This window comes from Brevundimonas sp. AVps5 (genome assembly GCF_058681515.1).
This window is the reverse complement of sequence record NZ_CM178740.1, coordinates 3,196,685-3,221,653: the sequence shown is the minus strand read 5'-3', so window position 1 is coordinate 3,221,653 and position 24,969 is coordinate 3,196,685. Positions and strand designations below refer to the sequence as shown.

General features: G+C 67.4%; 21 protein-coding genes. 16 read left to right on the top strand and 5 right to left on the bottom strand.

Going from position 1 to position 24,969, the window contains the following annotated elements:
• Positions 1-7: 7 nt before the first annotated feature.
• The 4 genes from bioB (at position 8) to ACW18A_RS16280 (ending at position 3,311) form a co-directional block, all read left to right on the top strand.
• Entirely contained in the window at positions 8-1,000 is a 993-nt protein-coding gene (bioB, locus tag ACW18A_RS16295) for a biotin synthase BioB (RefSeq protein WP_492022751.1), read from the top strand.
• A 36-nt stretch (positions 1,001-1,036) separates the two neighbouring features.
• A complete protein-coding gene (locus ACW18A_RS16290; protein WP_492022750.1) occupies positions 1,037-1,429 on the top strand; it encodes a Tat pathway signal protein in 393 nt (130 codons plus the stop codon).
• A 138-nt stretch (positions 1,430-1,567) separates the two neighbouring features.
• On the top strand, positions 1,568-2,113 hold the full coding sequence (locus tag ACW18A_RS16285; RefSeq protein ID WP_492022749.1) for a DUF4893 domain-containing protein: 546 nt from the start codon (positions 1,568-1,570) through the stop codon (positions 2,111-2,113).
• 1 nt (position 2,114) lies between these two features.
• Positions 2,115-3,311, top strand: a complete 1,197-nt coding sequence (locus tag ACW18A_RS16280; RefSeq protein WP_492022748.1) for an FAD-dependent oxidoreductase — start codon at positions 2,115-2,117, stop codon at positions 3,309-3,311.
• Between the two features lie 168 nt (positions 3,312-3,479).
• Here ACW18A_RS16280 and ACW18A_RS16275 read toward each other — a convergent pair whose 3' ends face one another.
• Both ACW18A_RS16275 and ACW18A_RS16270 read right to left on the bottom strand, forming a co-directional pair.
• The gene (locus ACW18A_RS16275; protein ID WP_492022747.1) at positions 3,480-5,090 is read right to left on the bottom strand and encodes a serine hydrolase; all 1,611 of its coding nucleotides are present in this window, start codon (positions 5,088-5,090) and stop codon (positions 3,480-3,482) included.
• Between the two features lie 50 nt (positions 5,091-5,140).
• On the bottom strand, positions 5,141-5,791 hold the full coding sequence (locus tag ACW18A_RS16270; RefSeq protein WP_492022746.1) for a LysE family translocator: 651 nt from the start codon (positions 5,789-5,791) through the stop codon (positions 5,141-5,143).
• A gap of 223 nt (positions 5,792-6,014) precedes the next feature.
• On the opposite strand from ACW18A_RS16270, the gene ACW18A_RS16265 reads away from it, so the two are divergent.
• The 4 genes from ACW18A_RS16265 to ACW18A_RS16250 all read left to right on the top strand — a co-directional run bounded on the left by ACW18A_RS16265 (position 6,015) and on the right by ACW18A_RS16250 (position 13,189).
• Positions 6,015-8,267 carry a TonB-dependent receptor domain-containing protein gene (locus tag ACW18A_RS16265; protein ID WP_492022745.1) on the top strand — a complete coding sequence of 751 codons (2,253 nt, stop codon included), beginning with the start codon at positions 6,015-6,017 and terminating at the stop codon, positions 8,265-8,267.
• A gap of 122 nt (positions 8,268-8,389) precedes the next feature.
• A complete protein-coding gene (clpB, locus tag ACW18A_RS16260; RefSeq protein WP_492022744.1) occupies positions 8,390-10,975 on the top strand; it encodes an ATP-dependent chaperone ClpB in 2,586 nt (861 codons plus the stop codon).
• Between the two features lie 59 nt (positions 10,976-11,034).
• Positions 11,035-12,225 (top strand): DUF4145 domain-containing protein, encoded by a 1,191-nt coding sequence (locus ACW18A_RS16255; protein ID WP_492022743.1) that lies wholly within the window; start codon positions 11,035-11,037, stop codon positions 12,223-12,225.
• Between the two features lie 622 nt (positions 12,226-12,847).
• Positions 12,848-13,189, top strand: coding sequence for a GIY-YIG nuclease family protein (locus ACW18A_RS16250; protein WP_492022742.1), 342 nt, complete (start codon positions 12,848-12,850; stop codon positions 13,187-13,189).
• 269 nt (positions 13,190-13,458) lie between these two features.
• Here ACW18A_RS16250 and ACW18A_RS16245 read toward each other — a convergent pair whose 3' ends face one another.
• Complete coding sequence (locus ACW18A_RS16245; RefSeq protein ID WP_492022741.1) at positions 13,459-13,692, bottom strand: hypothetical protein; 234 nt, start codon at positions 13,690-13,692, stop codon at positions 13,459-13,461.
• Positions 13,693-13,953: 261 nt separating this feature from the next.
• Here ACW18A_RS16245 and ACW18A_RS16240 point away from each other — a divergent pair, with 261 nt between their 5' ends.
• Both ACW18A_RS16240 and ACW18A_RS16235 read left to right on the top strand, forming a co-directional pair.
• Entirely contained in the window at positions 13,954-14,367 is a 414-nt protein-coding gene (locus tag ACW18A_RS16240; protein ID WP_492022740.1) for a DUF2141 domain-containing protein, read from the top strand.
• Between the two features lie 84 nt (positions 14,368-14,451).
• Entirely contained in the window at positions 14,452-15,918 is a 1,467-nt protein-coding gene (locus ACW18A_RS16235) for a carotenoid oxygenase family protein (protein WP_492022739.1), read from the top strand.
• Between the two features lie 37 nt (positions 15,919-15,955).
• Here the strand turns inward: ACW18A_RS16235 and ACW18A_RS16230 are convergent, their stop codons facing one another.
• Positions 15,956-16,732 carry a LytTR family DNA-binding domain-containing protein gene (locus ACW18A_RS16230; protein ID WP_492022738.1) on the bottom strand — a complete coding sequence of 259 codons (777 nt, stop codon included), beginning with the start codon at positions 16,730-16,732 and terminating at the stop codon, positions 15,956-15,958.
• 65 nt (positions 16,733-16,797) lie between these two features.
• On the opposite strand from ACW18A_RS16230, the gene ACW18A_RS16225 reads away from it, so the two are divergent.
• A complete protein-coding gene (locus ACW18A_RS16225) occupies positions 16,798-17,223 on the top strand; it encodes a DUF2141 domain-containing protein (protein WP_492022737.1) in 426 nt (141 codons plus the stop codon).
• Positions 17,224-17,322: 99 nt separating this feature from the next.
• Positions 17,323-17,853 carry a DUF2306 domain-containing protein gene (locus tag ACW18A_RS16220; RefSeq protein ID WP_492022736.1) on the top strand — a complete coding sequence of 177 codons (531 nt, stop codon included), beginning with the start codon at positions 17,323-17,325 and terminating at the stop codon, positions 17,851-17,853.
• Here the strand turns inward: ACW18A_RS16220 and ACW18A_RS16215 are convergent.
• Positions 17,850-18,587, bottom strand: coding sequence for a TetR/AcrR family transcriptional regulator (locus ACW18A_RS16215; protein WP_492022735.1), 738 nt, complete (start codon positions 18,585-18,587; stop codon positions 17,850-17,852). The genes ACW18A_RS16220 and ACW18A_RS16215 overlap by 4 nt on opposite strands.
• Positions 18,588-18,768: 181 nt before the next feature.
• Between ACW18A_RS16215 and ACW18A_RS16210 the strand changes: the two genes are divergently transcribed.
• From ACW18A_RS16210 to sucD, 4 genes are all read left to right on the top strand, one after another.
• A complete protein-coding gene (locus ACW18A_RS16210) occupies positions 18,769-20,976 on the top strand; it encodes a TonB-dependent receptor (protein ID WP_492022734.1) in 2,208 nt (735 codons plus the stop codon).
• A 119-nt stretch (positions 20,977-21,095) separates the two neighbouring features.
• Positions 21,096-22,409 carry a spinster family MFS transporter gene (locus tag ACW18A_RS16205; protein WP_492022733.1) on the top strand — a complete coding sequence of 438 codons (1,314 nt, stop codon included), beginning with the start codon at positions 21,096-21,098 and terminating at the stop codon, positions 22,407-22,409.
• An 82-nt stretch (positions 22,410-22,491) separates the two neighbouring features.
• Positions 22,492-23,682, top strand: coding sequence for an ADP-forming succinate--CoA ligase subunit beta (gene sucC / locus ACW18A_RS16200; RefSeq protein ID WP_492022732.1), 1,191 nt, complete (start codon positions 22,492-22,494; stop codon positions 23,680-23,682).
• 58 nt (positions 23,683-23,740) lie between these two features.
• Positions 23,741-24,643: a succinate--CoA ligase subunit alpha gene (gene sucD, locus ACW18A_RS16195; protein WP_492022731.1), complete on the top strand. Its 903-nt coding sequence runs from the start codon at positions 23,741-23,743 to the stop codon at positions 24,641-24,643.
• Positions 24,644-24,969 lie beyond the last annotated feature (326 nt).

Sequence of the window (24,969 nt, the reverse complement as noted above, 5' to 3'; positions counted from 1 at the left end):
CCCCGCCATGACCGACCTGTCCCTCCCCCGCCACGACTGGACCCTGACCGAGGTCGAGGCCCTGTTCGCCCGTCCGTTCATGGAATTGGTGTTCGAGGCCGCCACGGTTCACCGTCGCTGGTTCGATCCGTCGGAGGTGCAGAAGTCCCAGCTGCTGTCGATCAAGACCGGCGGCTGCGCCGAGAACTGCGGCTACTGCTCACAATCGGCCAGTTTCGACACAGGCCTGAAGGCCGAGAAGCTGATGGACACCACCGCCGTCCTCGCCGAGGCCATGGAAGCCAGGGCGGGGGGCGCGTCGCGCTTCTGCATGGGCGCGGCCTGGCGTGAGCTGAAGGATCGCGACACGCCGAAACTGGCCGCCATGATCTCGGGCGTGAAGGCGCTGGGTCTGGAAACCTGCGCCACCCTCGGCATGCTGACCGCCGATCAGGCGAAGCAGCTGAAGGCCGCCGGCCTCGACTACTACAACCACAACCTCGACACCGGGCCGGACTACTATGCCGAGGTGGTCACGACCCGGACTTACCAGGATCGTCTCGACACGCTGGCGCACGTCCGCGACGCCGGCCTGTCGACCTGCTGTGGCGGCATCGTCGGCATGGGCGAGAGCCGCCGGGACCGCGCCGGCCTTCTGCAGGCCCTGGCCACCCTGCCGGTCCATCCCGACAGCCTGCCCGTCAACGCCCTGGTCCCCGTCACGGGAACGCCGCTGGGCGAGCGGGTCCTGAAGACCGGCCAGATCGATCCGATCGAGTTCGTCCGCACGGTCGCCGTCGCCCGCCTCGTCTGCCCCCGCGCCATGGTCCGCCTGTCGGCCGGGCGCGAGACGATGAGCCCGGAAATGCAGGCCCTGTGTTTCCTCGCCGGCGCCAACTCCATCTTCGTCGGCGGCAAGCTGCTGACCACGCCCAACCCCGAACAGGACGAGGACGCGAAGCTGTTCGCCCTGCTGGATCTCAGGCCGATGGAGCCCGCGCGGGTCGAGGCGGCGGCGTAACCGGACCTTAAGCGACCCTGTGCCACAAAGGTCGGCATGAAACGTCGCGCCCTTCTTCTCGCCCCGCTCGCGCTCGCCGCCACACCCGCCCTTGCGTCTGGCGGCGGAGGCGGAGGCGGCTCGGCCGGCGGCTATGTCCGCTATCCCACGATCACCGCGACCACGATCCGCTCCGACGGCCGTCGCGGCGTGATGACGGTCGAGACCGGGGTCGATGCGCCCGACGCCGCCCTGAAACTGCGCGCCGAACAGTCGCAGCCACGGATGCGGGCGGTGTTCAACATCCTCGTCCAGCGCGAGGCCAACACCCTCCTGCCCGGCGGCGTTCCGAACATCGAACGGCTGGCTGCCCAGTTGCAGTCGGCGACCAACATCATCCTCGGTCAGCGCAGCGCCCGGCTGCTGATCGGAACAGTGATGATCGTCTAGCTTGACGGCGGACGAGGCGTCAGGCCCCTTGCGGCCATGCGCATCCTCGCCCTTACGACCGTTCTTCTGCTCGCGGCCCCCTTTGTCGCAGGATGTGCTTCGACGCCGCCACCGCCCCCGCCGCCGTCGGGGCCGGGCATGGTGGCGCTGCGGGACTGGCGTAGCATCATCACCGCCACCGACCGCGACCGTTATGTTCGCCGTGACGCCGCGTGGCGACTGGCTCTGGAACAGGCGCAGCGCCAGCCCGGTTCGGGCGACCTCCGCTCGCTCGGCGACCTGATCGCGCCCGACGCCGCCCGCGACAGCGTCGCGCCTCCGCCCGGAAACTATCGCTGTCGCACCGTCAAACTGGGCTCCCAGGGCGGCGAGACCGGCCTCGGCTTCGTGATCTACGGCTGGTTCCAGTGCCGCATCGAACAGACGCCGCGCGGACTCAAATTCTCCAAGACCACCGGCTCCCAGCGCCCCTCGGGCCTGCTGTTCCCGGAAGACGCCCGCCAGATGGTCATGCTGGGCTCCGTCGCCCTCGCCGCCGAGCCGCCCGCCAACTCCTACGGCCAGCGTCCCGATCGCGACATCGTCGCCGTGCTCGAGCGCGTCGACGACGCCCGCTGGCGGCTGGTCATCCCCTGGCCCCAGAACGAGTCCAACCTCGACCTGATCGAACTGGTCCCGAACTAGAATGGCCCGGTCGGTCGCCGTCGTCGGCGCCGGGCCGACCGGTCTGGCCCTCGCCCTGATGCTGGCGCGTCAGGGGCGGCGGGTCGTGGTGCACGAACGCTTCGACGCGCCCCGCCCGATCGGCGCGGGCTTCATGCTCCAGCCGACCGGACTGCACGTGCTGGATCGCCTCGGTCTGACCGACCGGGTCGCCGCCCTGGGTCAGCCGCTGGACCACCTGTTCGGACGAGAGGCGCGCCACCGTCGCATCGTGCTCGACGTCAAATACTCGGACCTGAAGTCGCCCCGGCCCGACGGCGTCAACGCGCTCGGTGTCCACCGCGCCGCCATCTTCCACGTCCTCCACGACGCCTGCCTCGCCGGGGGCGTCGCCTTCGAGACCCGCCGCGAGATCGCCTCCGCCGCCGACGGACGGCTGACCGACGTCCACGGCATGACCGGTCCGGCCTTCGACCTGGTCGTCGATGCCTCGGGTGCCGGCTCGCTCATCGCCCGCGACCTTCTGGCGCGACAGGGCGGCCGTCGTCACGAGCTCGAGTGGGGCGCGCTGTGGGCGACCGTGCCCTGGCCCGGCGATCCGTTCGACGCGACGGCGCTGGAACAGGTCTATCGCGGGGCCTCGCGGATGATCGGCGTCCTGCCCGTCGGCGCGCGCCCGGACAGCCCCGATCGCCTCGCTACCTTCTTCTGGAGCCTGAAGTCCGCCGACCACGACCACTGGCTGCGCGCCGGGATGGAGCGATGGAAGGCTGAGGTGCGCGGTCTTTGGCCCCAGGTCGCCGGCCTGCTGGATACCATTCCCGATCCCGAGGCCCTGACCCTGGCCCGCTACGGCCACCACACCCTGCCCCTGCCTGTCGGCGATCGTCTCGCCGTCGTCGGCGACGCCGCCCATTCGACCAGCCCGCAGCTGGGTCAGGGGGTCAACATGGGCCTCCTCGACGCCTTCACTCTGGCCGAAGCGCTGGCGACCCATACCGAGCTCGACGAGGCCCTGACCGCCTACGCCCGCATCCGCCGCTGGCACGTGCGTCTCTATCAGGGCCTGTCGATGGGTTTCACCCCCTTCTACCAGGCCGACGGCCGGGCCCTGCCCTGGGTCCGCGACCATGTGCTGGGCAAGCTTGCGCGGCTGCCGTTCGCAGCCCGCATCCTGGCGGCGACGGTGTCGGGGGTTCTGCTGGATCCGAGGCGGTAAGACGCAAAACCTCTCCCTCCCCCTGCGGGGGAGGGTGGTCGGAGCGCAGCGGAGACCGGGTGGGGGCGGCAAGGCAAGACCACACAGGTCTTCACCCGTATCACCGGCCCTTCCCACCCCGTCGCTTCGCGACGACCCTCCCCCGAGGGGGGAGAGAGAGGCTCCAGCCTAGACCTTCGTCAATTTCAGGTTCTGATAGTCGTAGCTGAAGTCGATGTCGGGGCTCACGCCCTTGACCGTCGCCCGCACCGGCTTCCCGTCCACGATCTCGAAGGTGACGAAGGCGTCCTCCTCGCGCTTGTCGGGGAAGCGGGTGCGCAATGTGTCGCCGTCATAGGGCTCCAGCTCGCCCTGCAGCGCCGGATTGTGGGTGAACCTCAGCCACAGGGTCACGTCGCGCGCCTCGATCGTGATGTCGCCGTACCAGGGGTCGCGCCAGGTCCCGACGAAGGCTGACAGGGGCACGGACGGCGGGGCACCGGCCGCCTGTTTGGCATCGATTTCGGCGGCCGCCTTCAGGGACGCCTCGATCCCCTTCGCCTCCAGCGCCTTCGAATCCGCAATCCAGCCGAACCCGGTCTTGCCCATGATGATGTCGACCAGGCCGCTTCGCAGCGTCCGCAGCAGGAAATTCTCCTCGGCGTTCGAGAACACCGACACCCCCGCCTTCCGGCCCGGGATCATGACGGTGAACGAGTTGCCGCCCGGCGATCCGCCGCCATGGCTGACGATCCGCTCGCCGCGATAGTCCTGCACCTGATGGCCCATGGCGTAGGTCGAGGCGATCGCCCGGCCCGGCAGCTCCGCCGTCGGTCCCGGCGTGCCCGAAACGATGATGTTGGGCCGCCACATCTCGGTCGCCCGCGCCTCGGTGAACAGCCGCGTCCCGTCCGGCAGGGCGCCCATGTTGAGCCGCAGGATCATCCATTTCGCCCAGTCGGCGGCCGAGGCGCAGATACCCCCGGCGGCGGCGGCCGAATCCCAGTCCCAGATGCCGACGATACTGTCGGCGATCTTCGTCATCGGCCCCTGATAGCGCAGCGGCGGTCCGACCCGGGCGTGCGGCAGGGCCGATTTGGCCGGGTCCGCCAGACTGGCCATGGGCACGCTATCGCCCATGCCCAGCCGGTCGAAGATCCGGGTCTGGACGAAGGCTTCCCACGTCATCCCGGAGACCGCCTCCAGCACAGCCCCGGCCACCACGAACATCAGGTTGCAGTAGTGATAGTTGGCCCGGAACCCGTCCTCGATCGGCACGAACGGCACCCGGGCCAGCACCTCGGCGCGGCTCCGGTTCGAGTTGGGCCAGAACAGCAGGTCTCCGGCGCCGAGGCCGAAGCCCGCCCGGTGGCTGAGGGTGTCGCGCACCGTGATATGCTCCCCGATATAGGGGTCCGACAGGGTGAAGCCGGGCAGATAGGTCTTCACCGGCTCGTCCCACTTCACCTTCCCTTCGTCGACCAGAATGGCCAGGCAGGCGGCGGTGACGTTCTTGGAGTTGGAGGCGATGGCGAACAATGTGTGCTCGTCGGCCCGGTCCGGCTGGCCCATTGCCTTGACGCCATAGCCACGAGCCAGAACCGTCTGGCCGTCCCTGACCACCGCCACCCCGAGCGCCGGCTGGTCGGGCCAGGCCGCCATGGCCGATTTCACATAGGCGTCGATCGCCTCGGCCAGCCCCTCATCGTCATTGGCGGCCTGCGCCCACCCGACAGAGGGGACGGCGGCGGCCCCGGCCGAGGCGAACAGGGCGGAACGGCGGGTCAGGCGCAGCGACATGGAACTCTCCGGAAGGGGCGGGCGGACGCTATCGCGCGGGCACCGCGACGTCACCCCCGGGTCGCCCAGGCCATCCAGATCGCCACGGCTCCGATGCCGACCGCCATCGTCCGGCCGGCCCACAGCCCCTGCATCCGTCGCATCATGACGCCGCCGGCCGTGGCTGCGCCAAGGACGATCAGCGAATGCACCATGATGCTGACTCCCAGATGGAGCCCGCCCAGCGTCAGCGCCTGGACCAGCGGCGCACCGTGGTCCGGCCGGATGAAGGTCGGCAACAGGGCGACATAGAAGACGGCCGCCTTGGGGTTCAGCAGATTCCCCGTCAGTCCCCGCAGGAACAGCCCGCGCAGCTTCTCCGGATCACCGGCCGGTTCCAGGGTCACCCTGCCCGCCCCCGCCCAGGCCTCCCACGCCAGCCACAGCATGAAGACCACCCCCGCCCAGCGTACCCCCTGATACAGCCACGGAAAGGCCAGCAGGACGGAGGTCAGGCCGAACGCCGCCGCGACCATCCAGACCGCCAGCCCCAGGGTCACCCCGGCCACGGCCGCGAACCCGCCCGTCCGCCCCTGTCCCGCAGAAACCAGCGCCAGCCAGCCCATGTTCGGACCGGGGGTCAGTTCAATCAGCGACACCGCCACGAGGAAGGGCAGAAGCACGGACGGGTCGATGGGCGACAGGTCGTGAAGCATGGTCATCCATAGAGGCAAGCCCCACCCTGCTCCGCCTTCCCGGCCGCGTCGAGACGATCACGATCTGCCGAGCCGCCCTTTCGGCACACCATGGACGATCCGCCCTCATGTTAATTCGCCGTAAGGTGGCGGAATTCTGGGTCAAGGACGCTTGACGGAACGGACCGCACTGATAGTCAAGGACCCTTGACGGGCGCGGTCAGCGCACCCTGCAACCGGAGTCCGGGGCATGACCTCCTTCAAACTGTTTCTTCTCGTCGGCGCCGCCATAACCGCCACCGCCGGGACCGCCGTGGCGCAGGCCCAGACCCCGGCCCGGACTCCGGCCCAGGCGCGGCCCGCCCCCCAATCCCCGGCACCGACGCCCGCCCCGACCGAGAGCCAGGAACCCGCCTCCGACGTGGGCGACATCGTCGTCACCGCCCGCCAGACTGACATCCGGACCTCGAGCGAGGGAACCAGCTACAGCCTGGCCGACGACCTGCAGGCCGCGACCGGGACGCTGGCCGAAGCCCTGCGCAACATCCCCTCGGTCGAGGTCGATCCGGACGGCAATGTCAGCCTGCGCGGCGATTCCAACGTCACCATCCTGGTCGACGGGCGTCCCGCCAGCCAGTTCAACGGTCCCAGTCGCGGCCAGCTGGTGCAGCAGATTCCCGCCGCCCAGTATGCCCGCATCGAAATCCTGACCAATCCGTCCGCCGCCTACAGCCCCGAGGGCTCGGGCGGGGTCATCAATCTGATCTCCAAGCCGACGACGGTCCGCCCCGGACAGACCACGACCGGCTCGATGCGTGCCAACGTCGGCGACAGCGGGCGCTACAACCTCGGCGGTAGTGTCGCCCACGTGAACGGCGACACTACCCTGTCGGCCGACGTCGGCCTGCGCCACGACGCCTTCCTGCAGGAACTTACCCGTCTGCGGACGCGGTTCGACGCCGGCTCCGGCCGGTTTCTCGAGGCTCGCCAGACACAGAATGTCGAGGGTGATTCCGACAGCGCCTTCGTCCGCCTGTCGGTGGAGCACAATCTGGACGCCGGGACCCAGCTGGTCGGCGAGGTTCGCCACACCGACGTCGACAGCTTTGCCGACGCCATCGACCTGTACGAGGCCGATTCGGCCGGCGGCGGGATCGCCTCGGCCTACCGTCGCGCCGCGGGTGGGGGTTTCCAGGGCCAGTTCTCCGGGGCCACGACCCGCGTCCTGCGCCGCTTCGACAACCAGGGCCATGAATGGTCCAACGAGCTTCGCTACGACCGCAACCGCTTCAGCTTCGGCTTTGCGACCTTCGCCGACCAGCTGATCCCCGTGGCCGCCCCGTTCAACGAACTGGTCGACAACCGGACCCGCCAGGACCAGATCGGATTCACCAGCGCCTATGTGCGGCCGATGGCCAACGGGGCCAAGCTGCGGCTCGGCTACGAGGGTCAGGCCATCATGCTGGAGCTGGACAACGCCTTCGCGCGCGGCCCGTCGCCGACGACCCTGGTCCCCGACCCCACGGTCTCCAACGAGTTTCACGTCGATCAGACGGTCCACGCCCTCTACGCCACCTATGAACGGCCTTTCGGAGAGAAGCTGACGGCCCAGTTCGGCCTGCGCCTCGAGCAGGCCGATCTCGAGCTGAACCAGGTCACCACCAGCCTCCGGTCGTCGCAGGACTATTTCCGCGCCTATCCGACCCTGAACGTTTCGTACCAGCTGGACGACACCCGGACCCTGCGGGCCAGCTACGGTCGCCGGATCCAGCGCCCCGCACCGGGCGATCTCAACCCCTTCCTGACCTATCAGGACACTCTGAACCGCCGCTCCGGCAATCCCGACCTGCTGCCGCAGGAGACGGACGCACTGGAGCTGATCTGGGGCTATCGCCAGCAGCAGACCTTCTACCAGGCCACCCTCTATTACCGTGACACGCGCGACGCCTTCACCCAGGTCACGACCGATCTGGGCGGCGGTGTCTTCCTGACCCGGCCCGAAAATCTCGGGGCCAGCAACTCGACGGGCCTCGAATTGGTGGCCAGCGGGGCGCTGCATCCGACCCTGCGCTACAATGCCAGCCTCAACCTCTTCCGCCAGCAGATCGATGCCGCGGGCGTCGTCGGCACCGTCGACAGCGAAGGTGAAAGCGTCTCCGGCCGCCTGACCGTGAACTGGACCCCGACGCAGGCGGATTTCATCCAGGTGTCGGGCGTCTGGGGCGGCGAGCAGCTGCTGGCCCAGGGCTCCCGCGAACAGTCGACCCTCGTCAACCTCGGCTATCGCCGCAAACTCAGTGCCTCCTGGTCTCTCAATGTGACGGTGAGGGACGCGTTCGACGATTTCGGGGCCACCACGACCATCGCCACCCCGACCTTCACCGACCGCACGGAGCAGCTGTTCGGGGGTCGCGCGGCCTTCATCGGCCTGACCTGGAATTTCGGCGGCGGCCAGCGGCGACCTGAACAGTTCGACTTCTCGGCCCCGACCACCGGCGGGTGATCCCGCCGGTTCAGACCGGCCCCTTGTGTGGCCCCGTCGCCACGCCCACCTGATCAGCAGCCGCACGGCGCGTTGCTTGCATCAGAGGGCGCGTCGGCGGATTCCGCCTTCAGGGGATGCCCGTGAACCTCGATCTCTATTCCGACCGCGCCAAACAGGCGGTCCAGTCCGCGCAATCGCTGGCCCTGGCCCGCAAGCATCAGCAGTTCGCCCCCGAACACCTGCTGAAGGTGCTGCTGGAGGAGCGCGACGGTCTGGCCCGCAACCTGATCACTGCCGCCGGCGGCGACCCGGCGAAGGCGTCAGAGGCCGCCGAGGCCCTGCTCAAGAAACGCCCCCAGGTCGAGAGCGCCAACAGCCAGCTCTATCTCGACGGCGCCACCGCCCGCGTCTTCGCCGCCGCCGAGGCCGCCGCGAAGAAGAGCGGCGACGCCTTCGTCACCACCGAACGAATCCTCGCCGCCGTCGCGCGTGAGGGCGGCCCCGCCGGCGACGCCCTGAAATCCGCCGGGGTCACGGCCGACAAGCTCGACGCCGCCGTCGCCGATGTCCGCAAGGGCAAGACCGCCGACTCCGCCGCCGCCGAGGACGGCTACGACGCCCTCAAACGCTACGCCCGCGACCTGACCCAGGCCGCCCGCGACCAGAAGATCGACCCGGTCATCGGCCGGGACGAGGAGATCCGCCGCACCATCCAGGTCCTGGCCCGGCGCACCAAGAACAACCCTGTCCTGATCGGCGAGCCCGGCGTCGGCAAGACCGCCATCGTCGAGGGTCTGGCCCTGCGCATCGTCAATGGCGACGTGCCCGAGAGCCTCAAGGACAAGACCGTCATGAGCCTCGACATGGGCTCCCTGATCGCCGGGGCGAAATACCGCGGCGAGTTCGAGGAACGGCTCAAGGCCGTGCTGGGCGAGGTCACCGCCGCCGAAGGCCAGATCATCCTGTTCATCGACGAGATGCACACCCTGGTCGGCGCCGGAAAGGGCGACGGCGCCATGGACGCGTCCAACCTGCTCAAGCCCGCCCTGGCGCGCGGCGAGCTGCACTGCGTCGGCGCCACCACGCTGGATGAGTACCGCAAGCATGTCGAGAAGGACGCCGCCCTCGCCCGCCGGTTCCAGCCCGTCTTCGTCGACGAGCCGTCGGTGGAGGACACCGTCTCCATCCTGCGCGGCCTGAAGGAGAAGTATGAGGTCCACCACGGGGTCCGCATCTCTGACTCGGCCATCGTCGCCGCCGCCACCCTGTCGAACCGCTACATCACCGACCGCTTCCTGCCCGACAAGGCCATCGACCTGATCGACGAGGCCGGCAGCCGCGTCCGCATGGCCGTCGATTCCAAGCCGGAATCCCTCGACGAGATCGACCGCCGCCTTGTCCAGCTGAAGATCGAGCGCGAGGCCCTGAAGAAGGAGACCGACGGCGCCTCGGTCCAGCGGCTCGAAAAACTGGAAGACGAGATCGCCGACCTCGAAGGCCAGTCCGACGACCTGACCGCCCGCTGGAAGGCGGAGAAGGACAAGGTCGGCCAGGGGGCCCAGCTGCGCGAGACCCTCGACCGGCTGCGCGCCGAACTCGCCGCCGCCCAGCGCAACGGCGACCTCGGCCGCGCCTCCGAGATCGCCTACGGCCAGATCCCCCAGATCGAGAAACAACTCGCCCAGGCCGAGGCCGACGAGAAGACCGCCTCCCCCCTGACGCCCGAGGTCGTGGACGCCGAACAGATCGCCGCCGTCGTCTCGCGCTGGACCGGGGTTCCGGTCGACAAGATGCTGGAGGGCGAGCGCGAGAAACTGCTGTCGATGGAGGACGCCCTGCGCGGCCGCGTCGTCGGTCAGGACGCGGCGCTGGAAGCCGTCGCCGACGCCGTCCGCCGGGCCCGCGCAGGCCTCAACGACCCCCACCGCCCGCTCGGCTCCTTCCTGTTCCTCGGCCCCACCGGCGTCGGCAAGACCGAGCTGACCAAGGCCCTGGCCGCCTTCCTGTTCGACGACGAGACCGCCATCACCCGCATGGACATGTCGGAATATATGGAGAAGCACAGCGTCTCCCGCCTGATCGGGGCCCCTCCGGGCTATGTCGGCTATGACGAGGGCGGGGCCCTGACCGAGGCGGTGCGTCGCCGCCCCTATCAGGTCGTCCTGTTCGACGAGGTCGAAAAGGCCCACCCCGACGTCTTCAACGTGCTGCTCCAGGTGCTCGACGACGGCCGCCTGACCGACGGGCAAGGGAGGGTTGTTGACTTCAAGAACACCCTGCTCATCATGACCTCCAACCTCGGCTCCGACGCCCTGGCGGGACAGGCCGACGGCGAGGACGTCGAGGCCGTCCGCCCCTATGTCATGGACGCCGTCCGCGCCCATTTCCGCCCCGAGTTCCTGAACCGCATCGACGAGATCATCCTGTTCCGCCGCCTCGGCCGCGACCAGATGGGCAGTATCGTCCGCATCCAGCTGGCGCGTCTGGAAAAGCTGATGGCCGACCGCAGACTGACATTGTCCATCGACGACGGCGCCCTCGCCTGGCTGGCGGACAAGGGCTACGACCCGGTCTACGGCGCGCGCCCGCTGAAGCGGGTGATCCAGAAGGACCTGGTCGATCCGATGGCGAAGAAGTTGCTGGCCGGAGAGCTGGAGGACGGCTCGGTGATCGCCGTGTCGGCGGGGACGGACGGGCTGGAGATCGGGAAGGCGCGGGTGCATTGATGGCTAGGCCTTGTCCGATTTGCACGACGCCTTCCGAAACGGGGACAGCTGGCGATGGCATGCAGATTCGCTGCCCGCGCTGCGGCCCATACGTGATTACTGGAACGGCGCGAGCGATGATCCACTCTCGCCTTGCTGAAGATGACCGTGCTTTCGCGCGCATCAGCCACGCAGTGCGATCTCGCACCACGGAAACCAACTGGTTTCAAGTAGACAGCACGAACCTAGACGAGCTGGCACAATCCAAATTGCCGTCGTTGGAAGTTCAGACTTCAAACTTCCTAAAATGGCTCGCAGAGCGGGCCGAGGACGACGCTCTCGCCGCAGTAGAGGTGTCAGACTATGCGGCGCTGGCTGGTGTCATTGGCACGATCGATGGCGATCGGGTTGAGACGCTGCAAGCTTACATGGAACAAAAACATCTTGTGGAGTTCGTGCCGGAAGACTGCCTACGCATCAGCCCTGACGGATGGAGCCTCATAAGGATAGATGCCCCTGCTGCTATCGCGGCTTCCCAGCCTGTTGCAGTGGTCGAAGCTTCACCTAATCCACTGCCGGAAGTCGAACGCTCAACCTGCCCCAAGTGTGGGCCAGATCGACAGTGTGACGTTGTCGCTTTCTTCGGTCACAGAGATGACCACGAGCACGCGATGATGTTTCAAATCACCAATTTCAGCACCCTTCGTTGCCGAGGGTGTGATGAGGTTCATATTCGCCGAGATGTCTATTTTTCGGAAGATGAGGACCACGTTCAAGACCCGAACACAGGGGAGTGGGAGACGTTCATCACTCCCACACGCACCTATTGGCCGCCTCTTGACCGCCGAAAGCGTGCTGCGTGGACTTTTGAGATTACCGATGAGGTAGCGGTCTCTCTGCTCGACGAAATCTACCAAGCTCTCAACGGCGATATGCGCACCTTGGCGGCGATGGGCGTGCGCTCCCTCCTTGATAGAGCGTTCGAACTAGCAGGCGCTGACCCAGGCACGAACTTTGGGGAAAAGCTCAATGCTCTGCATTCAGCCGGCGTGATCGGAACCAGCGAGAAGGCAACGCTTACCGTCATGACTGACGCTGGTAGCGCTGCCAGTCATCGCGGCTGGAAGCCTGACGTCGACGATCTAGACACCCTTCTGGACGCGGCTGAATCAGTCCTGCATCGCGTGCTAATCCTTGCTCCAAACACTGAACGACTAAAGGCTCAAGTGCCGCCTCGCCAGAAACGGGCTGCAAAAGTGCAGCGAGAATAGTCATCGCACAGCAGAGGATGCGCCTCCGGTCTCCTCGCCGCCGGGCGTCCTCGGCCTAAGGGTTGATGACGACCTTGATGCAGCCGTCGGTCTTTTCCTGGACCATCGTGCAGGCGTCCGGGCCGTCTTCCCGCTTGATCTTGTGGGTGATCAGGAAGCCGGGGTCGATCTCGCCCCCTTGCTTTCGTCATTCCGGGCGCAGCGCAGCGGAGACCCGGAACAGGGCGGCGCGCGGGAGCGCGACCCTGTCGCGGACACGGCTCGACGACGGATTTCGCCTGCGCTTCGCTGCGGCGCCGCCCTGTTCCGGGTCTGCGGCGCAAATGCGCCTTCGCCCGGAATGACGAAAGGAAGGCGCAACGAATTTGGGAAGGGCGTGACAACGCGGGCGACTCCGCCCGCACCACGCTGAAGACGAACCGCACATCCTTTCGTCATTCCGGGCGGAGCGCAGCGGAGACCCGGAACAGGGCGGCGCGCGGGAGCGCGACCCTGTCGCGGACACGGCTCGCTGAAACCGTTCGCCTGCGCTTCGCTGCGGCGCCGCCTCGTTCCGGGTCTGCGGCGCAAGTGCGCCTTCGCCCGGAATGACGAAAGAAGAAAGTTCGCATAGGTTGTGCGGATGGGCACGCATCGCACCTTTATCGCGACCTACATCATGGCGAACGGACGCAACGGCGCGACCAATGTCGGCATGACGTCAAACCTCCATTCACGGGTGTGGAAGCACAAGAACGGGACGTTCGACGGCCATTCGAAGACCCGGGGCTGCACACAGCTGGTCTGGTACGAGCAGCACCAGTGGGTGGTCGAGGCGATCCGGCGGGAGAAACGGATCAAGGGCTGGAAACGCGACTGGAAGCTGGCCCTGATCGAGGACGCCAACCCGCAATGGCTCGACCTCGCGGCCGACTGGTATCCGGTCAACGATCCGGACTGGGTCCCGCCGTCCGAAGACGACTGATACCCATCAACAGACACCCGGATTCCGCCCGTTATTTCAACGGTCGGCCCTGACGAAGGGCTTTATATGCGGCGCCCCTGACGGCGGGTGTAGACTACTCCGATCCGCGTCGCCTCCCGTCAGCCCGGCCTGTCCGGACTCGCCGGACCCGGCGGACAGTGTTTTCGAGACCGGACGCCCGACGGGACTCAGTGGACGATCTGGACTCCAATTTCCGGAGTCTGGTCTGACCCAACGACCCCGGTGAGGAAGGCCCCGGCGAGAACCGCCTAGTTGCGGCGGGTCAGGCGGCTGGCCCCGCCGCGGATCTCGCAGGCGTAGTCGGTCTGGGGCCGGCCCGTCAGGGTGCCGGGGATGGACGACAGGATGCCCCCGCGTTCGCGGCAGTCGGCGGTCAGCTGCTCCAGCTCCTCGGCATAGGTCGGGATGGAACGCGGCGTCCCGGCGCAGGCCGCCAGGGAGGCGGCGAGAAGGAGGGACGGAAGGAGGATACGCGCGGTCATCGGCAGGTCTCCAGTTTGACGGTCAGCCCCGGACCGCATCCTGCGCCCGAACCGCGCCGACCGCCAGCCGTCCGTTGGCGCAGAAGGATCGCGACAGGTGTTCGTTCACGCATCGCGAGCGAACGCGCGCCGCCATTCGCGAAACCAGACCGTCCGTCGCCGCAACTCCGCTGGCAGCGCGCCGGGCCCGGGCCGAGGGTCGGGACATCGAGACCCCCTCGAGGCTTCTCCCGTCGCCTCCCTCATTCAAGGACCGCCACCATGATCCGCACCGCCGCCTTCGCTATCGCCCTGCTCGCCGCCGCGCCTGCCCTGGCGTCCGATCCGGCCAGCCTCGCCCTGACCTTCGACACCGGCGCCTCCACCGGCGCGGTCATGGTCGCCCTGTATGACGAAGCCTCCTACGGCGGCGGCCAGCCGGTCCGTTCCGCCCGTATCGACGTCGCCGCCGGCGAGCACAGCGTCACCTTCGAAGGCCTTCCCGCTGGCGAATACGGGGTGAAGGCCTTCCACGACGTGAACGGCAACGGCCGGATGGACACCAACCCCTTCGGCGTGCCGGTCGAGCCCTATGCCTTCTCCAACAACGCGGTCGGCAACATGGGCCCGGCCTCCTGGGAGCGTGCGAAGTTCAACGTCGATGGCGCCGTCACCCAGACCATCGGCATCCGCTGATCGTCATTCCTGAAGAGGGCTGACGCAGGCGACGCGGTCGCCTGCTGCTTGAGCCCGGTTGTCCCTGCTTTGGAGAGACCCGACATGACCCCCTCCCGCCGCCATTTCCTGATGGGCGCCGCCGCCCTGTCCGCCGCCGTCGCCACGCCGGAGAGGGTCCGCGCGGCGATCGCCCGGGAGGTCGCCGCCCCCTGGGCCCTGGCCACCGCCGACCTGGAAGGCGACATCGCGCCGCGCGCCATGCAGCTGGTCCACGGCCGGGCGCCGACGGGGCTGGACGGGACCCTGTTCCGCAACGGCCCGGGCAAGTTCCGCCGGCCCGGTGGCTCGGCCACCCACTGGTTTGACGGCGACGGCCTGATGCGGTCGTTCACCCTGAACGACGGGGCCGTCACCCTGGCCGCCCGCTTCGCCGACACCCCCAAGCGGCGCTGGGAGACCGAGATCGACGCCGTCGTCACCCCCGGCTTCGGCACGGCGGGCGACAGCCGGGCACGGATCGGTTCGAACGACGATGCCAATGCCGCGAACACCGCCGTCATGGTCACGGGCGACAAGGTCTGGGCCCTGTGGGAAGGTGGCTCACCGCTGGAGATGGACGCCGCCACCCTGGCCACCGAACGGTTCGTCACCCTGCGCGACGACCTGAAGGGCATGCCCTTCCAGGCCCACCCGCGCCTTGCCCCGGACGGCACGGTGTGGAACGTCGGCATGAGCGCGGATCAGGCCGTCGTCTGGCATCTGAACCGGGACGGCTCGCTGATCGACGCCCAGCTCCTGCGCCTGCCGCGCGCCAGCTATCTGCACGATTTCACGGCGACCGAGCGTCACCTGATTTTCGTGCTCCAGCCGTGGGTCTTCGACCACCCCGGCATGCCCTATTCGACCCAGTTCGCCTGGAAGCCGGAGCTGGGTACGCAGGTTCTGGTCGTGGACAAGGCCGACCTGACCCCGACCCGGATCTACGAACTCGAGACCTTCAGCTTCTTCCACCTCGGCGACGGCTGGGAAGAGGCCGATGGCACCATCCGGTTCGACGTCGCGGCCAATCGCGACGCCACCTTCGCTATCGAGGGCGCCCGCGTCCTGGTCGCCGGTGGGGGCATGGTTCCGGGCGAGCCCAGCGTGCTGAAGCTGATCACCCTCCACCCGAACGGACGCGCCGAAATGACGTCATCGGGCGTCACCGCCGAATTCCCCAAGGGTGACCCGCGTCGGGCCGGGATCGCACGCGACCTGACCGTCCACGTGGCGGGCGAGCGCGGCGGTCGGCCCCTGCCCAACGGTCTGGCGGTGCAGGACTGGAAGAGCGGTGAAAGCCATGCGTTCAGCTTCGGCGACGACCAGATCATGGAGGAGGCCGTCTTCGTGCCGAAGCCCGGAACCACCGCCGAACGCGACGCCTGGCTGGTCGCCCCGTCGATCAATCTGGCGGAGGGGGTCACCGAACTGCACGTCTTCGACCTGGCCTCGGTCGAGGGCGGTCCGGTGGCGACATGGCGCGCCGACGTCGCCCTGCCGGCCGGCTTCCACGGGGCCTGGAGGGGATAACGGGCTCAAGTCGCGCGACCGCGCGGTAGCCCGAAAATCAGTACCAGCCGGCCTCGCGCAGGGCCCGGGCATAGCGGCGGCTGACCGGCACGGTCACGCCGCCGTCCAGCGTCAGGGTCGCCCGTCCGTCGCCCCGGGCCACGCCGCGCACCGCCTCCTTTGCCACCCACCAGCTGCGGTGGGTCTGGGACCCCTCCAGCCCCTCCAGCTCCTCCAGCGCATCGGACAGCCGCATCAGGATCAGGTCCGAGCCCCGGTCGGTGTGGATGCGCAGATAGTGATCCTCGGCCTGGACCGCCCGGATCGCGGCCCCGCGCAGCTTCATCGGCAGGCGGTCGGGAAACCGGGCGGGGGCGGCGCCGACAGGGGCCGCATGGGTCTGGACCGGCTGGGCCTTGCCGAGAAAGACATTGATGGCGCTCATCACCACCGTCACGGTCAGGACCGGTCCCACCATCAGTGGCAGGGCGCCGAGGCGGTAGACCTGGCCCTCGAAGACCAGGCCGGTGACGAACCAGACCAGAAGGGACACGGGCCCGGTAATCGAGGCGCTCAGAGCCGCCACCGTCATCCAGGGCCTCTCGTCCATGTCGATCCACCGGTCGACCAGCCTTGAACAGACATGGCCCCAAAGGGCCCCCGCCAGCATGACCGGCACCCAATAGGCCAGCCGCACCGAGAGCGGGATCTGCACCGTGCCGAATGCCCCGGTCAGGGCCAGAACGACGCCGGCAGCCGCCGCGATGATCATGCCGCGAAGCAGACCCAGGGTGGCCGGGCGTTTCGGACGCGGAGGCGAGGCGGTCGCGGTCATGGGTGGACGAAGCGCTCCGGCGCGTGGACTGTGGATCGGACTTTCGCAGACCAAAAGGCGCTTTGATGAAGTTGGCAATCCTGGCTGGCGCTTTGGCGATGTTTCTCACCGGTTCGGCTTCGGCCGCAAGTGCCGCCGACCTGGTCCTGAACCTGTCGACCCGGGGCACGGGCGGACAGATCGCGGTCGCCGTCTATCGCGATGCCGACGCCTTCCGCCGCGGCGAAGGCCCGGTCGCGAGCCGCATGGTCGCGCGCACCGGCGCGGTCACCTCGCTGACGATCACCGGCCTGGCGCCAGGCCGCTATGCGGTCGCGGCCTTCCACGACACGGACGGAAACGGCGACCTGACCCTGTGGCCGATCGGCCTGCCGCGCGAGGCCTACGGCTTCTCGAACGACGCCCGTGGCCGGTTCGGACCGCCGCCGTTCGGCCAGGCGGCCTTCGACCTGCCGGCGGCGGGCGCGACCCGGGCGTTCCGGCTGCACTGACGCGTTCGTTCGCGAAGCGCAGGCGTCGGCTGGCGAACCGACGCTGGCGATCCGGACCTCGGAGCGGAAGGGTGGCCTCGACCTCAAGGAGCCATCGCCGTGACCCAGGTTCATCCACCGCTGTCGCAGACCGGCCGTCTGTTCCTGTTCGCGCCGCCCGTGATCGCGGCCGGAGTGCTGGCCTGGTTCCTGCTCGTGGCGGGGCCCCAAGACGGACTGCCGGTCCAGCCCCACGCGCCGGACTGGGCCCTTCTGGCCCGCCAGACCCCTGTGCTTCAGGTCCACATCGCGGCGGCGGTCGTCGCCATGATGATCGGCCTGATCCTGCTGACCGGAATCAAGGGGAACCGTCTGCACCGGACCCTGGGGTGGGCTTGGGTCCTGGCCATGGCGACCGTGGCGATCAGTTCGTTCTTCGTGCGTGAGCTGAACGGCGGCGCTCTTTCGCTGGTTCACCTGCTGAGCGGCTGGACCGTCATCGTCCTGCCGATGGCCGTCTATGCCGCCCGACGTCACGAGGTCGCCAAACACCGGGGACGGATGACCGGGCTGTTCGTCGGTGCCCTCGTGATCGCCGGGTTGCTGACGCTGTTTCCCGGCCGGCTGATGTGGCGGGTGTTCCTGGGCTAGGTTCCAGGTCCAGCCGGACAGACGGCCCTGAACCCTGCCGAGGCGAAGCGGACCATGTAGTCGCAGGCCGTCTCCAGATCGCCCGAGCGGCACAGACCGCCGGACAGCCGGTCGAGGCGTCCAGTCTCGCCCAGGGTCAGTGTCAGGGCTCCCGACAGGTTATGGTAGGCCCAGTAGAGGTCGACTTCGCGCGCCTCGGGCAGGACGACCTTCACCAGTTCGATCAGACGCCGGATGGCCGGGTCGAAATATCGGGCCATGGTTTCGCCGCCGAAGGTCGGGTTGGCGTTGGTCTGGGCGACCAGGGCCGAATAGTGCTTCCAGCCAGGGCCGCCTTTCAGCGACCACTGGAAGGGCGGCTCGAGGAAGGCGCGCAGCAGCCCTTCCAGGGTCATCGATCCGGCCCCGTCCTTACCTGAATGGGCCAGGGCGTAGCGGTTGATCGCCTCGACCCTTTCGTTGTTCCAGACCTCGGCCCGGCGCAGGAAGACGGCGTCGAACAGATCCCGCTTGCCCCCGAAATAGTAGTGGACCAGGGCCGTATCCACGCCCGCCTCGCGCGCTACCTCGCGGATGGTTACGCCATAGAAGCCGTGCTTGGAAAACAGGTCCTCGGCCGCGTCCAGTATGGATTCACGGGTATCGCCGCCGACGCCCTCGGCCTTGATCTTGGGCGGCCTGCCGCGCCTGGCGGGGGTGGCGGGAACCGACCCCGGAACATCCAGCTTACTCATGCGCCAAGCTAGCCACGAAAAATCGTTTCGGTGCAACGGCGCCACAGACGGAGCGCCGCGTGTCGTGGTGCCCGCGCTGCCGTTTGACACCGGAGCCAAAGGTCGTCATTTTCTCGGAAAATCATCGAACGCTGAATAAAAGCGTCGACGGCTGGAAACATCATTTGGAAAAGGGTTTCGCATGAACAGAGTCATGAAGAGCGTGCTGCTGGCCGGGGCCGCCTGGAGCGCCGCCTCGTCGATGGCCATGGCGCAGGACGCCGCGCCGCAAAACGAACAGACGGCGCTGGACGACGTCGTCGTCACCGCCCGTCGTCGCGATGAGCAGCTGAAGGACGTTCCTGTCGCCGTCTCGGCCCTGTCGGCCCAACAGCTCGAGAACACGGGCGCGACCGACATCACCGCCCTGCAGCAGCAGACCCCGAACGCCACGGTCCAGATCGCCCGCGGCTCGAACTCGACCTTGATCAGCTTCATCCGCGGCGTCGGCCAGCAGGATCCGCTGTGGGGCTTCGAGCCGGGCGTCGGCCTCTATATCGACGACGTCTATGTCGCTCGCCCGCAGGGTGCCGTGCTCGACATCTTCGACGTGAACCGCATCGAGGTCCTGCGCGGCCCGCAGGGCACTCTCTACGGCCGCAACACAATCGGCGGCGCGATCAAATATGTGACCAAGCGCCTCGGCGACGATTTCGCGTTCATGGGTCGCGGCACGCTCGGCAGCTACAACCAGCGCGACGCCCTGGTGTCCGCCACCATCCCGCTGGGCGACACCTTCGCCGTCGGCGGCGCCTTCGCCAAATACGATCGTGACGGCTTCGGCACGAACCTGTTCACCGGCGAAGAGCAGTACGACAAGGACGTCACCGCCTATCGCGCCAGCGCCGAGTGGACCGCCACCGACCAGCTGTTCGTTCGCTTCGCCTGGGATCGCGTCGAGGATGATTCGGCCCCTCGCCACGGCCACCGCGAAGTGAACTCGACCACCGGCGGCTTCACGCCTCCGGCCGGAATCTATGACACCAATGCCGGCATCCGGGGCAACCAGGAGGTCGAAACCCAGGGCACGTCCGTCACAGTCGAGTACACGGTCAACGACATGCTGACCCTGAAGTCGATCTCGGCCTGGCGCAGTGGTGATACATCCACCGTCATCGACTTCGACCAGTCGCCCCTGCCGACCCTGGACGTTCCGGCCATCTACGCCGACGAACAGTTCACCCAGGAGTTCCAGGCCCTGATGCAGGGCGACAACTGGTCCGGCGTCGCTGGCCTGTTCTATCTGGACGGCGAGTCCTCGGGCGTGTTCGACACCATTGCCGGCAACCTGGGTCTGGCCATCGCCGCGGCCGGCTATGTGAACACCGAGTCGTTCTCGGCCTATGCCGACTTCAGCTACGACTTCTCGGATCGCCTGCATGCCTCGATCGGTGGCCGCTTCACCCAGGACAAGAAGGACGCCGGCGTTCAGCGCTTCTTCTACCTCGGCGCCGCCCGCACGCCGCTGACCGGCGGCGCGGCCCGTCCGATCTTCGCGACCCGGACCAACTATACGGCTGACGACACCTTCGAGAAGTTCACGCCCCGCGCCAGCATTTCGTATGATCTGACCGAGGAGATGACCGGCTATGCCTCGATCAGCCAGGGCTTCAAGTCCGGCGGCTGGGACATGCGCGGCGACGCGGCCCTGGTGCCGTCGACCGTCAACGGCTATCAGCCCGAAACCGTCACCACCTATGAGCTCGGCCTGAAGGGCACGGCGTTTGATCGCCGCATGTCGTTCGCTTCGGCGGCCTTCTACTCGGACTTCCAGGACCAACAGATCACGACCCAGCAGGTGGCGACGCTTCCCGCCGTCGGCATCGCCTCGGTCGTTGACAACGCCGGTGCCTCGACCATCTACGGCTTCGAGTTCGAGGGTCGCGCCTTCATCACCGACAGCATCACTTCCAACGTGTCGGTCGGCTATCTGAAGAATGAGTTCGATCAGTTCATCACCCGGGTGACGGGCGTGCCGGTCGACATCTCCAACCTGCGCGAGCCGCAGAACTCTCCGGAATGGTCGGCCTTCTGGGGCGTGACCTGGACGGGCGATGTGGCCGGTGGCGAGTTGAACATCACCCCGTCGATCTCCTACCGCTCGGACTACCACCTGTTCGACGCGCCGGATCCGATCCTCGACCAGGACGCCTACACCCTCGTCGACCTGGCCGCGATCTGGACCGCTCCGAACGGTCACTACCAGGTCGCCCTGACCGGCAAGAACCTGACGGACGAGGAGTACAAGGTCGGCGGCTACAACTTCGCCGGCGCTACCTTCAACAACTCGATCTCGGCCTTCTATGGCCCGCCGCGCACCTTCTCGGCGTCGGTGACCGTCCGGTACTGATCCACGCATGACGCCACCGGGGCGGCGGTTCGACAGAGCCGCCGCCCTTTTTCTTTGGCGCTGACAAAAAGCAACGCTACCGTTCCGTCACATATGAAGATCAGGTCGAGGGAAACGCCATGAGCATGACGGACCAGGGCATCGGCCCCGCCGCCAACCCACGCTATCGCGCCTATGTTCTGGCGCTGCTGATGGTAGTCTACACCTTCAACTTCATCGACCGGCAGATCCTCGCCATCCTGGCCCCCTACATCCAGGCCGAGATGGGATTTGATGACGAGATGATGGGGCTGCTGGGCGGTCCGGCCTTCGCCGTCGTCTATTCGACCCTGGCCCTGCCGATCGCCTGGCTGGCCGACCGGATGAGCCGCGTATCGATCATCGGCGTGTCACTGGCGGTGTGGAGCGGGTTCACCGCCCTGTGCGGACTGGCCATGAGCTTCTGGCCGCTGTTCGGCGCCCGCATGGGTGTCGGCGTCGGCGAGGCGGGCGGAGTCGCGCCGTCCTATTCCCTGGTGGCCGACTATTTCCCCAAGGCGCAGCGGGCACGCGCTCTGGCCGTCTATTCGTTCGGCGTACCCATTGGCACGGCGCTGGGCTATCTGTTCGGCGGGATTCTGGCGGCCCTGATCGACTGGCGCATGGCCTTCATCGTCGTCGGCCTCGCCGGCATGCTGCTGGCGCCCCTGCTGAAATTCACAGTCAAGGATCCGGTGCGGGGCGGGTTCGACCGGGCCGAGCCGGTCGCCGGCGTTGCCGAGGCAGCGCACGTCCCGACCAAGGCCGCCGGTTTTGGCGAGGTGTGGGGCATCCTTCTTAAAAAGCCTAGCTTCTGGTTCCTGGCCTTCGGGGCGGCCTGTTCTTCGGTCTATGGCTATGGGTCCGCCTTCTGGCTGCCCAGCTTCTTCGAACGCTCGATGGGCATGGCGGGGGTCGAACGCGCGGTCTATATCGCCGGCATCGCTTTCATCGGCGGCACCGCCGGGATCTGGTTCGGCGGCTGGCTGGCCGACAGGCTCGGCAAGGGCGTGAACAGGGCCTGGTATCCGCTGGTTCCCGCGATCGGCTTCATCATCGCTGTGCCGCTGTTCTTCCTGGCCATGAACGTCCAGGACAAGTGGCTGGCTTTCGCCCTGTTCCTGGTTCCGCAGGCGCTCAGCCTGGCCTGGCTGGGCCCGGTCATCACCTCCGTGCAGCATCTGGTGCCGGCCCATATGCGCTCGACCGCCTCGGCCAGCTTCCTGCTGATCAACAACCTGGTCGGCATCGGCCTCGGAATCTATCTGCTGGGAGCGGTGTCCAAGTCCCTGACGCCGATCTTCGCCGAAGAGGCGCTGCGGTATTCGCTGTATGTCGGACAGTGGTTCTACGGCCTGGCGGCGATCCTGCTGATCATCGCCTCGCGCAGCCTGAAACGGGACTGGGTGGATTGATCGGGGCGTAACGGTTGCGCCTGCGAAGGCGGCCCGCCTATAAGCGCGGCCAATCCTTCCCAGCGATCGCGGCGGTCTCCCCATGAACATTCACGAATATCAGGGCAAGCAGGTCCTGAAGGGCTTTGGCGCGCCGGTCGCCGAGGGCGTCGCCATCACCTCCGCCGACCAGGCCGAGGCCGCGGCCCGTTCGCTGCCCGGTCCGCTCTATGTCGTGAAGTCCCAGATCCACGCCGGCGGGCGCGGCAAGGGCAAGTTCAAGGAACTGGGCCCCGACGCCAAGGGCGGCGTCCGCCTGGCCCGGTCGATCGAAGAGGTCGTGGCCAACGCGAAAGAGATGCTCGGCAACACCCTGGTGACCGCCCAGACCGGCGACGCCGGCAAGCAGGTCAACCGCCTCTATATCGAGGACGGTGCCGACATCGACCGCGAACTCTACTGCTCGCTGCTGGTCGACCGTGAAGTCGGCCGCGTCGCCTTCGTCGTCTCGACCGAAGGCGGCATGGACATCGAGGCCGTCGCCCACGACACGCCCGAGAAGATCCAGACCATCGCCATCGACCCCGCAACCGGTGTCACTGACGCCGACGTGGCGAAGATCAACGCCGCCTACAAGCTGGACGGCGCAGCGGCCGAGGACGGCAAGAGCCTGTTCCCGATCCTCTACAAGGCCTTCATCGAGACCGACATGTCGATGCTGGAGGTGAACCCCCTGATCGTCATGACCGATGGCCATCTGCGCGTGCTGGACGCCAAGGTCTCATTCGACGGCAACGCCCTGTTCCGCCACGACGACATCAAGCTGCTGCGCGACGTGACCGAGGAAGACGCCAAGGAGATCGAGGCGTCCGAGTGGGACCTGGCCTATGTCGCCCTGGACGGCAACATCGGCTGTATGGTCAACGGTGCCGGCCTGGCCATGGCGACGATGGACATCATCAAACTGTACGGCAAGGAACCCGCCAACTTCTGCGACGTCGGCGGCGGCGCCGGCAAGGAGAAGGTCGCGGCGGCCTTCAAGATCATCACCGCCGACCCGGCCGTCCAGGGCATCCTGGTCAACATCTTCGGCGGCATCATGAAGTGCGACGTCATCGCCGAGGGCGTGGTCGCAGCCGTCAAGGAAGTGGGCCTGAAGGTGCCGCTGGTCGTCCGTCTGGAAGGCACCAACGCCGAGCTGGGCAAGAAGATCCTCAACGAGTCGGGCCTGACCATCCAGGCCGCCGACGACCTCGACGACGCCGCCCAGAAGATCGTCGCGGCGGTCGGCTGAGGCTCAAGCCTCGCCGCCACCGCCCTGCTGACAGACACATCCAGAGATCGATAGACCCATGTCCATCCTCGTCGACAAGAACACCAAGATCATCGTCCAGGGCCTGACCGGCAAGACGGGCGGGTTCCACACCGAACAGGCCCTGGCCTATCACGGGACGCAGATGGTCGCCGGCGTACACCCAACCAAGGGCGGCACCCACTGGACCGGATCGCAGGGCGAAAGCCTGCCGATCTACGCCTCGGTCGCCGAAGCCAGGGACGCCACGGGTGCCGATGCCTCGGTCATCTATGTCCCGCCGTCGGGTGCCGCCGCCGCCATCATCGAGGCCATCGAGGCCGAGATCCCCTTCATCACCTGCATCACCGAGGGCATCCCGGTGCTGGACATGGTCAATGTCAAACGCCGCCTGGAAGACTCGAAATCGCGCCTGCTGGGTCCGAACTGCCCCGGCATCCTGACGCCCGACGAGTGCAAGATCGGCATCATGCCGGGCTCCATCTTCAAGAAGGGCTCGGTCGGCATCGTGTCGCGCTCGGGCACCCTGACCTATGAAGCCGTGTTCCAGACCACCAACGAAGGCCTCGGCCAGACAACGGCCGTCGGCATCGGCGGCGACCCGGTCAAGGGCACCGAGTTCATCGACATGCTGGAATTGTTCCTGGCCGATCCGGAAACCACCTCGATCATCATGATCGGCGAGATCGGCGGCGGCGCAGAAGAAGACGCGGCCCAGTTCCTGATCGACGAGGCCAGGAAAGGCCGCAAGAAGCCGATGGCCGGCTTCATCGCCGGACGCACGGCTCCCAAGGGCCGCACCATGGGCCACGCCGGGGCCGTGGTCTCGGGCGGCAAGGGCGATGCGGAATCCAAGATCTCCGCCATGGAGGCCGCTGGCATCCGCATGTCGGAATCCCCGGCCCGCCTCGGCAAGACTCTTGTTGAAGTGCTGAAGGGCTAAGCAGCCCTTCAGCGTGCGCTCCTGCGGAGCGCCGCGCTAACGCTCGCCCCCGGGTCCGATCTCCGATCGGCCCGAGGACAGGCTATGCGGTCGCTCGCTGCTTGAGCGCGATTCCGTCCGTTTCGGCATCGATCGTGCGGCGAGTTGTCATGGAAGACGCCTCCGGCTACCGCCGGGGGCGTTTTTCTTTGGCGTTTCAGCGAATTTCTTCGTCCGGTGCCCCGGTTCGGTCATGACCCATAAGGAAACACCGCCTATATGATCCGCGCCGGCCTCACGCGGATGTGACCGCTCAGAAACCCGAGGCCGAGTCGGGACGACGAATA

Coding starts and splice junctions, on each gene's coding strand:
- bioB (WP_492022751.1), top strand. CDS start 8: ATGACCGACCTGTCCCTCCCCCGCCACGACTGGACCCTGACCGAGGTC.
- ACW18A_RS16290 (WP_492022750.1), top strand. CDS start 1,037: ATGAAACGTCGCGCCCTTCTTCTCGCCCCGCTCGCGCTCGCCGCCACA.
- ACW18A_RS16285 (WP_492022749.1), top strand. CDS start 1,568: ATGGTGGCGCTGCGGGACTGGCGTAGCATCATCACCGCCACCGACCGC.
- ACW18A_RS16280 (WP_492022748.1), top strand. CDS start 2,115: ATGGCCCGGTCGGTCGCCGTCGTCGGCGCCGGGCCGACCGGTCTGGCC.
- ACW18A_RS16275 (WP_492022747.1), bottom strand. CDS start 5,090: ATGTCGCTGCGCCTGACCCGCCGTTCCGCCCTGTTCGCCTCGGCCGGG.
- ACW18A_RS16270 (WP_492022746.1), bottom strand. CDS start 5,791: ATGACCATGCTTCACGACCTGTCGCCCATCGACCCGTCCGTGCTTCTG.
- ACW18A_RS16265 (WP_492022745.1), top strand. CDS start 6,015: ATGACCTCCTTCAAACTGTTTCTTCTCGTCGGCGCCGCCATAACCGCC.
- ACW18A_RS16255 (WP_492022743.1), top strand. CDS start 11,035: ATGCAGATTCGCTGCCCGCGCTGCGGCCCATACGTGATTACTGGAACG.
- ACW18A_RS16250 (WP_492022742.1), top strand. CDS start 12,848: ATGGGCACGCATCGCACCTTTATCGCGACCTACATCATGGCGAACGGA.
- ACW18A_RS16245 (WP_492022741.1), bottom strand. CDS start 13,692: ATGACCGCGCGTATCCTCCTTCCGTCCCTCCTTCTCGCCGCCTCCCTG.
- ACW18A_RS16240 (WP_492022740.1), top strand. CDS start 13,954: ATGATCCGCACCGCCGCCTTCGCTATCGCCCTGCTCGCCGCCGCGCCT.
- ACW18A_RS16235 (WP_492022739.1), top strand. CDS start 14,452: ATGACCCCCTCCCGCCGCCATTTCCTGATGGGCGCCGCCGCCCTGTCC.
- ACW18A_RS16230 (WP_492022738.1), bottom strand. CDS start 16,732: ATGACCGCGACCGCCTCGCCTCCGCGTCCGAAACGCCCGGCCACCCTG.
- ACW18A_RS16225 (WP_492022737.1), top strand. CDS start 16,798: ATGAAGTTGGCAATCCTGGCTGGCGCTTTGGCGATGTTTCTCACCGGT.
- ACW18A_RS16215 (WP_492022735.1), bottom strand. CDS start 18,587: ATGAGTAAGCTGGATGTTCCGGGGTCGGTTCCCGCCACCCCCGCCAGG.
- ACW18A_RS16210 (WP_492022734.1), top strand. CDS start 18,769: ATGAACAGAGTCATGAAGAGCGTGCTGCTGGCCGGGGCCGCCTGGAGC.
- ACW18A_RS16205 (WP_492022733.1), top strand. CDS start 21,096: ATGAGCATGACGGACCAGGGCATCGGCCCCGCCGCCAACCCACGCTAT.
- sucC (WP_492022732.1), top strand. CDS start 22,492: ATGAACATTCACGAATATCAGGGCAAGCAGGTCCTGAAGGGCTTTGGC.
- sucD (WP_492022731.1), top strand. CDS start 23,741: ATGTCCATCCTCGTCGACAAGAACACCAAGATCATCGTCCAGGGCCTG.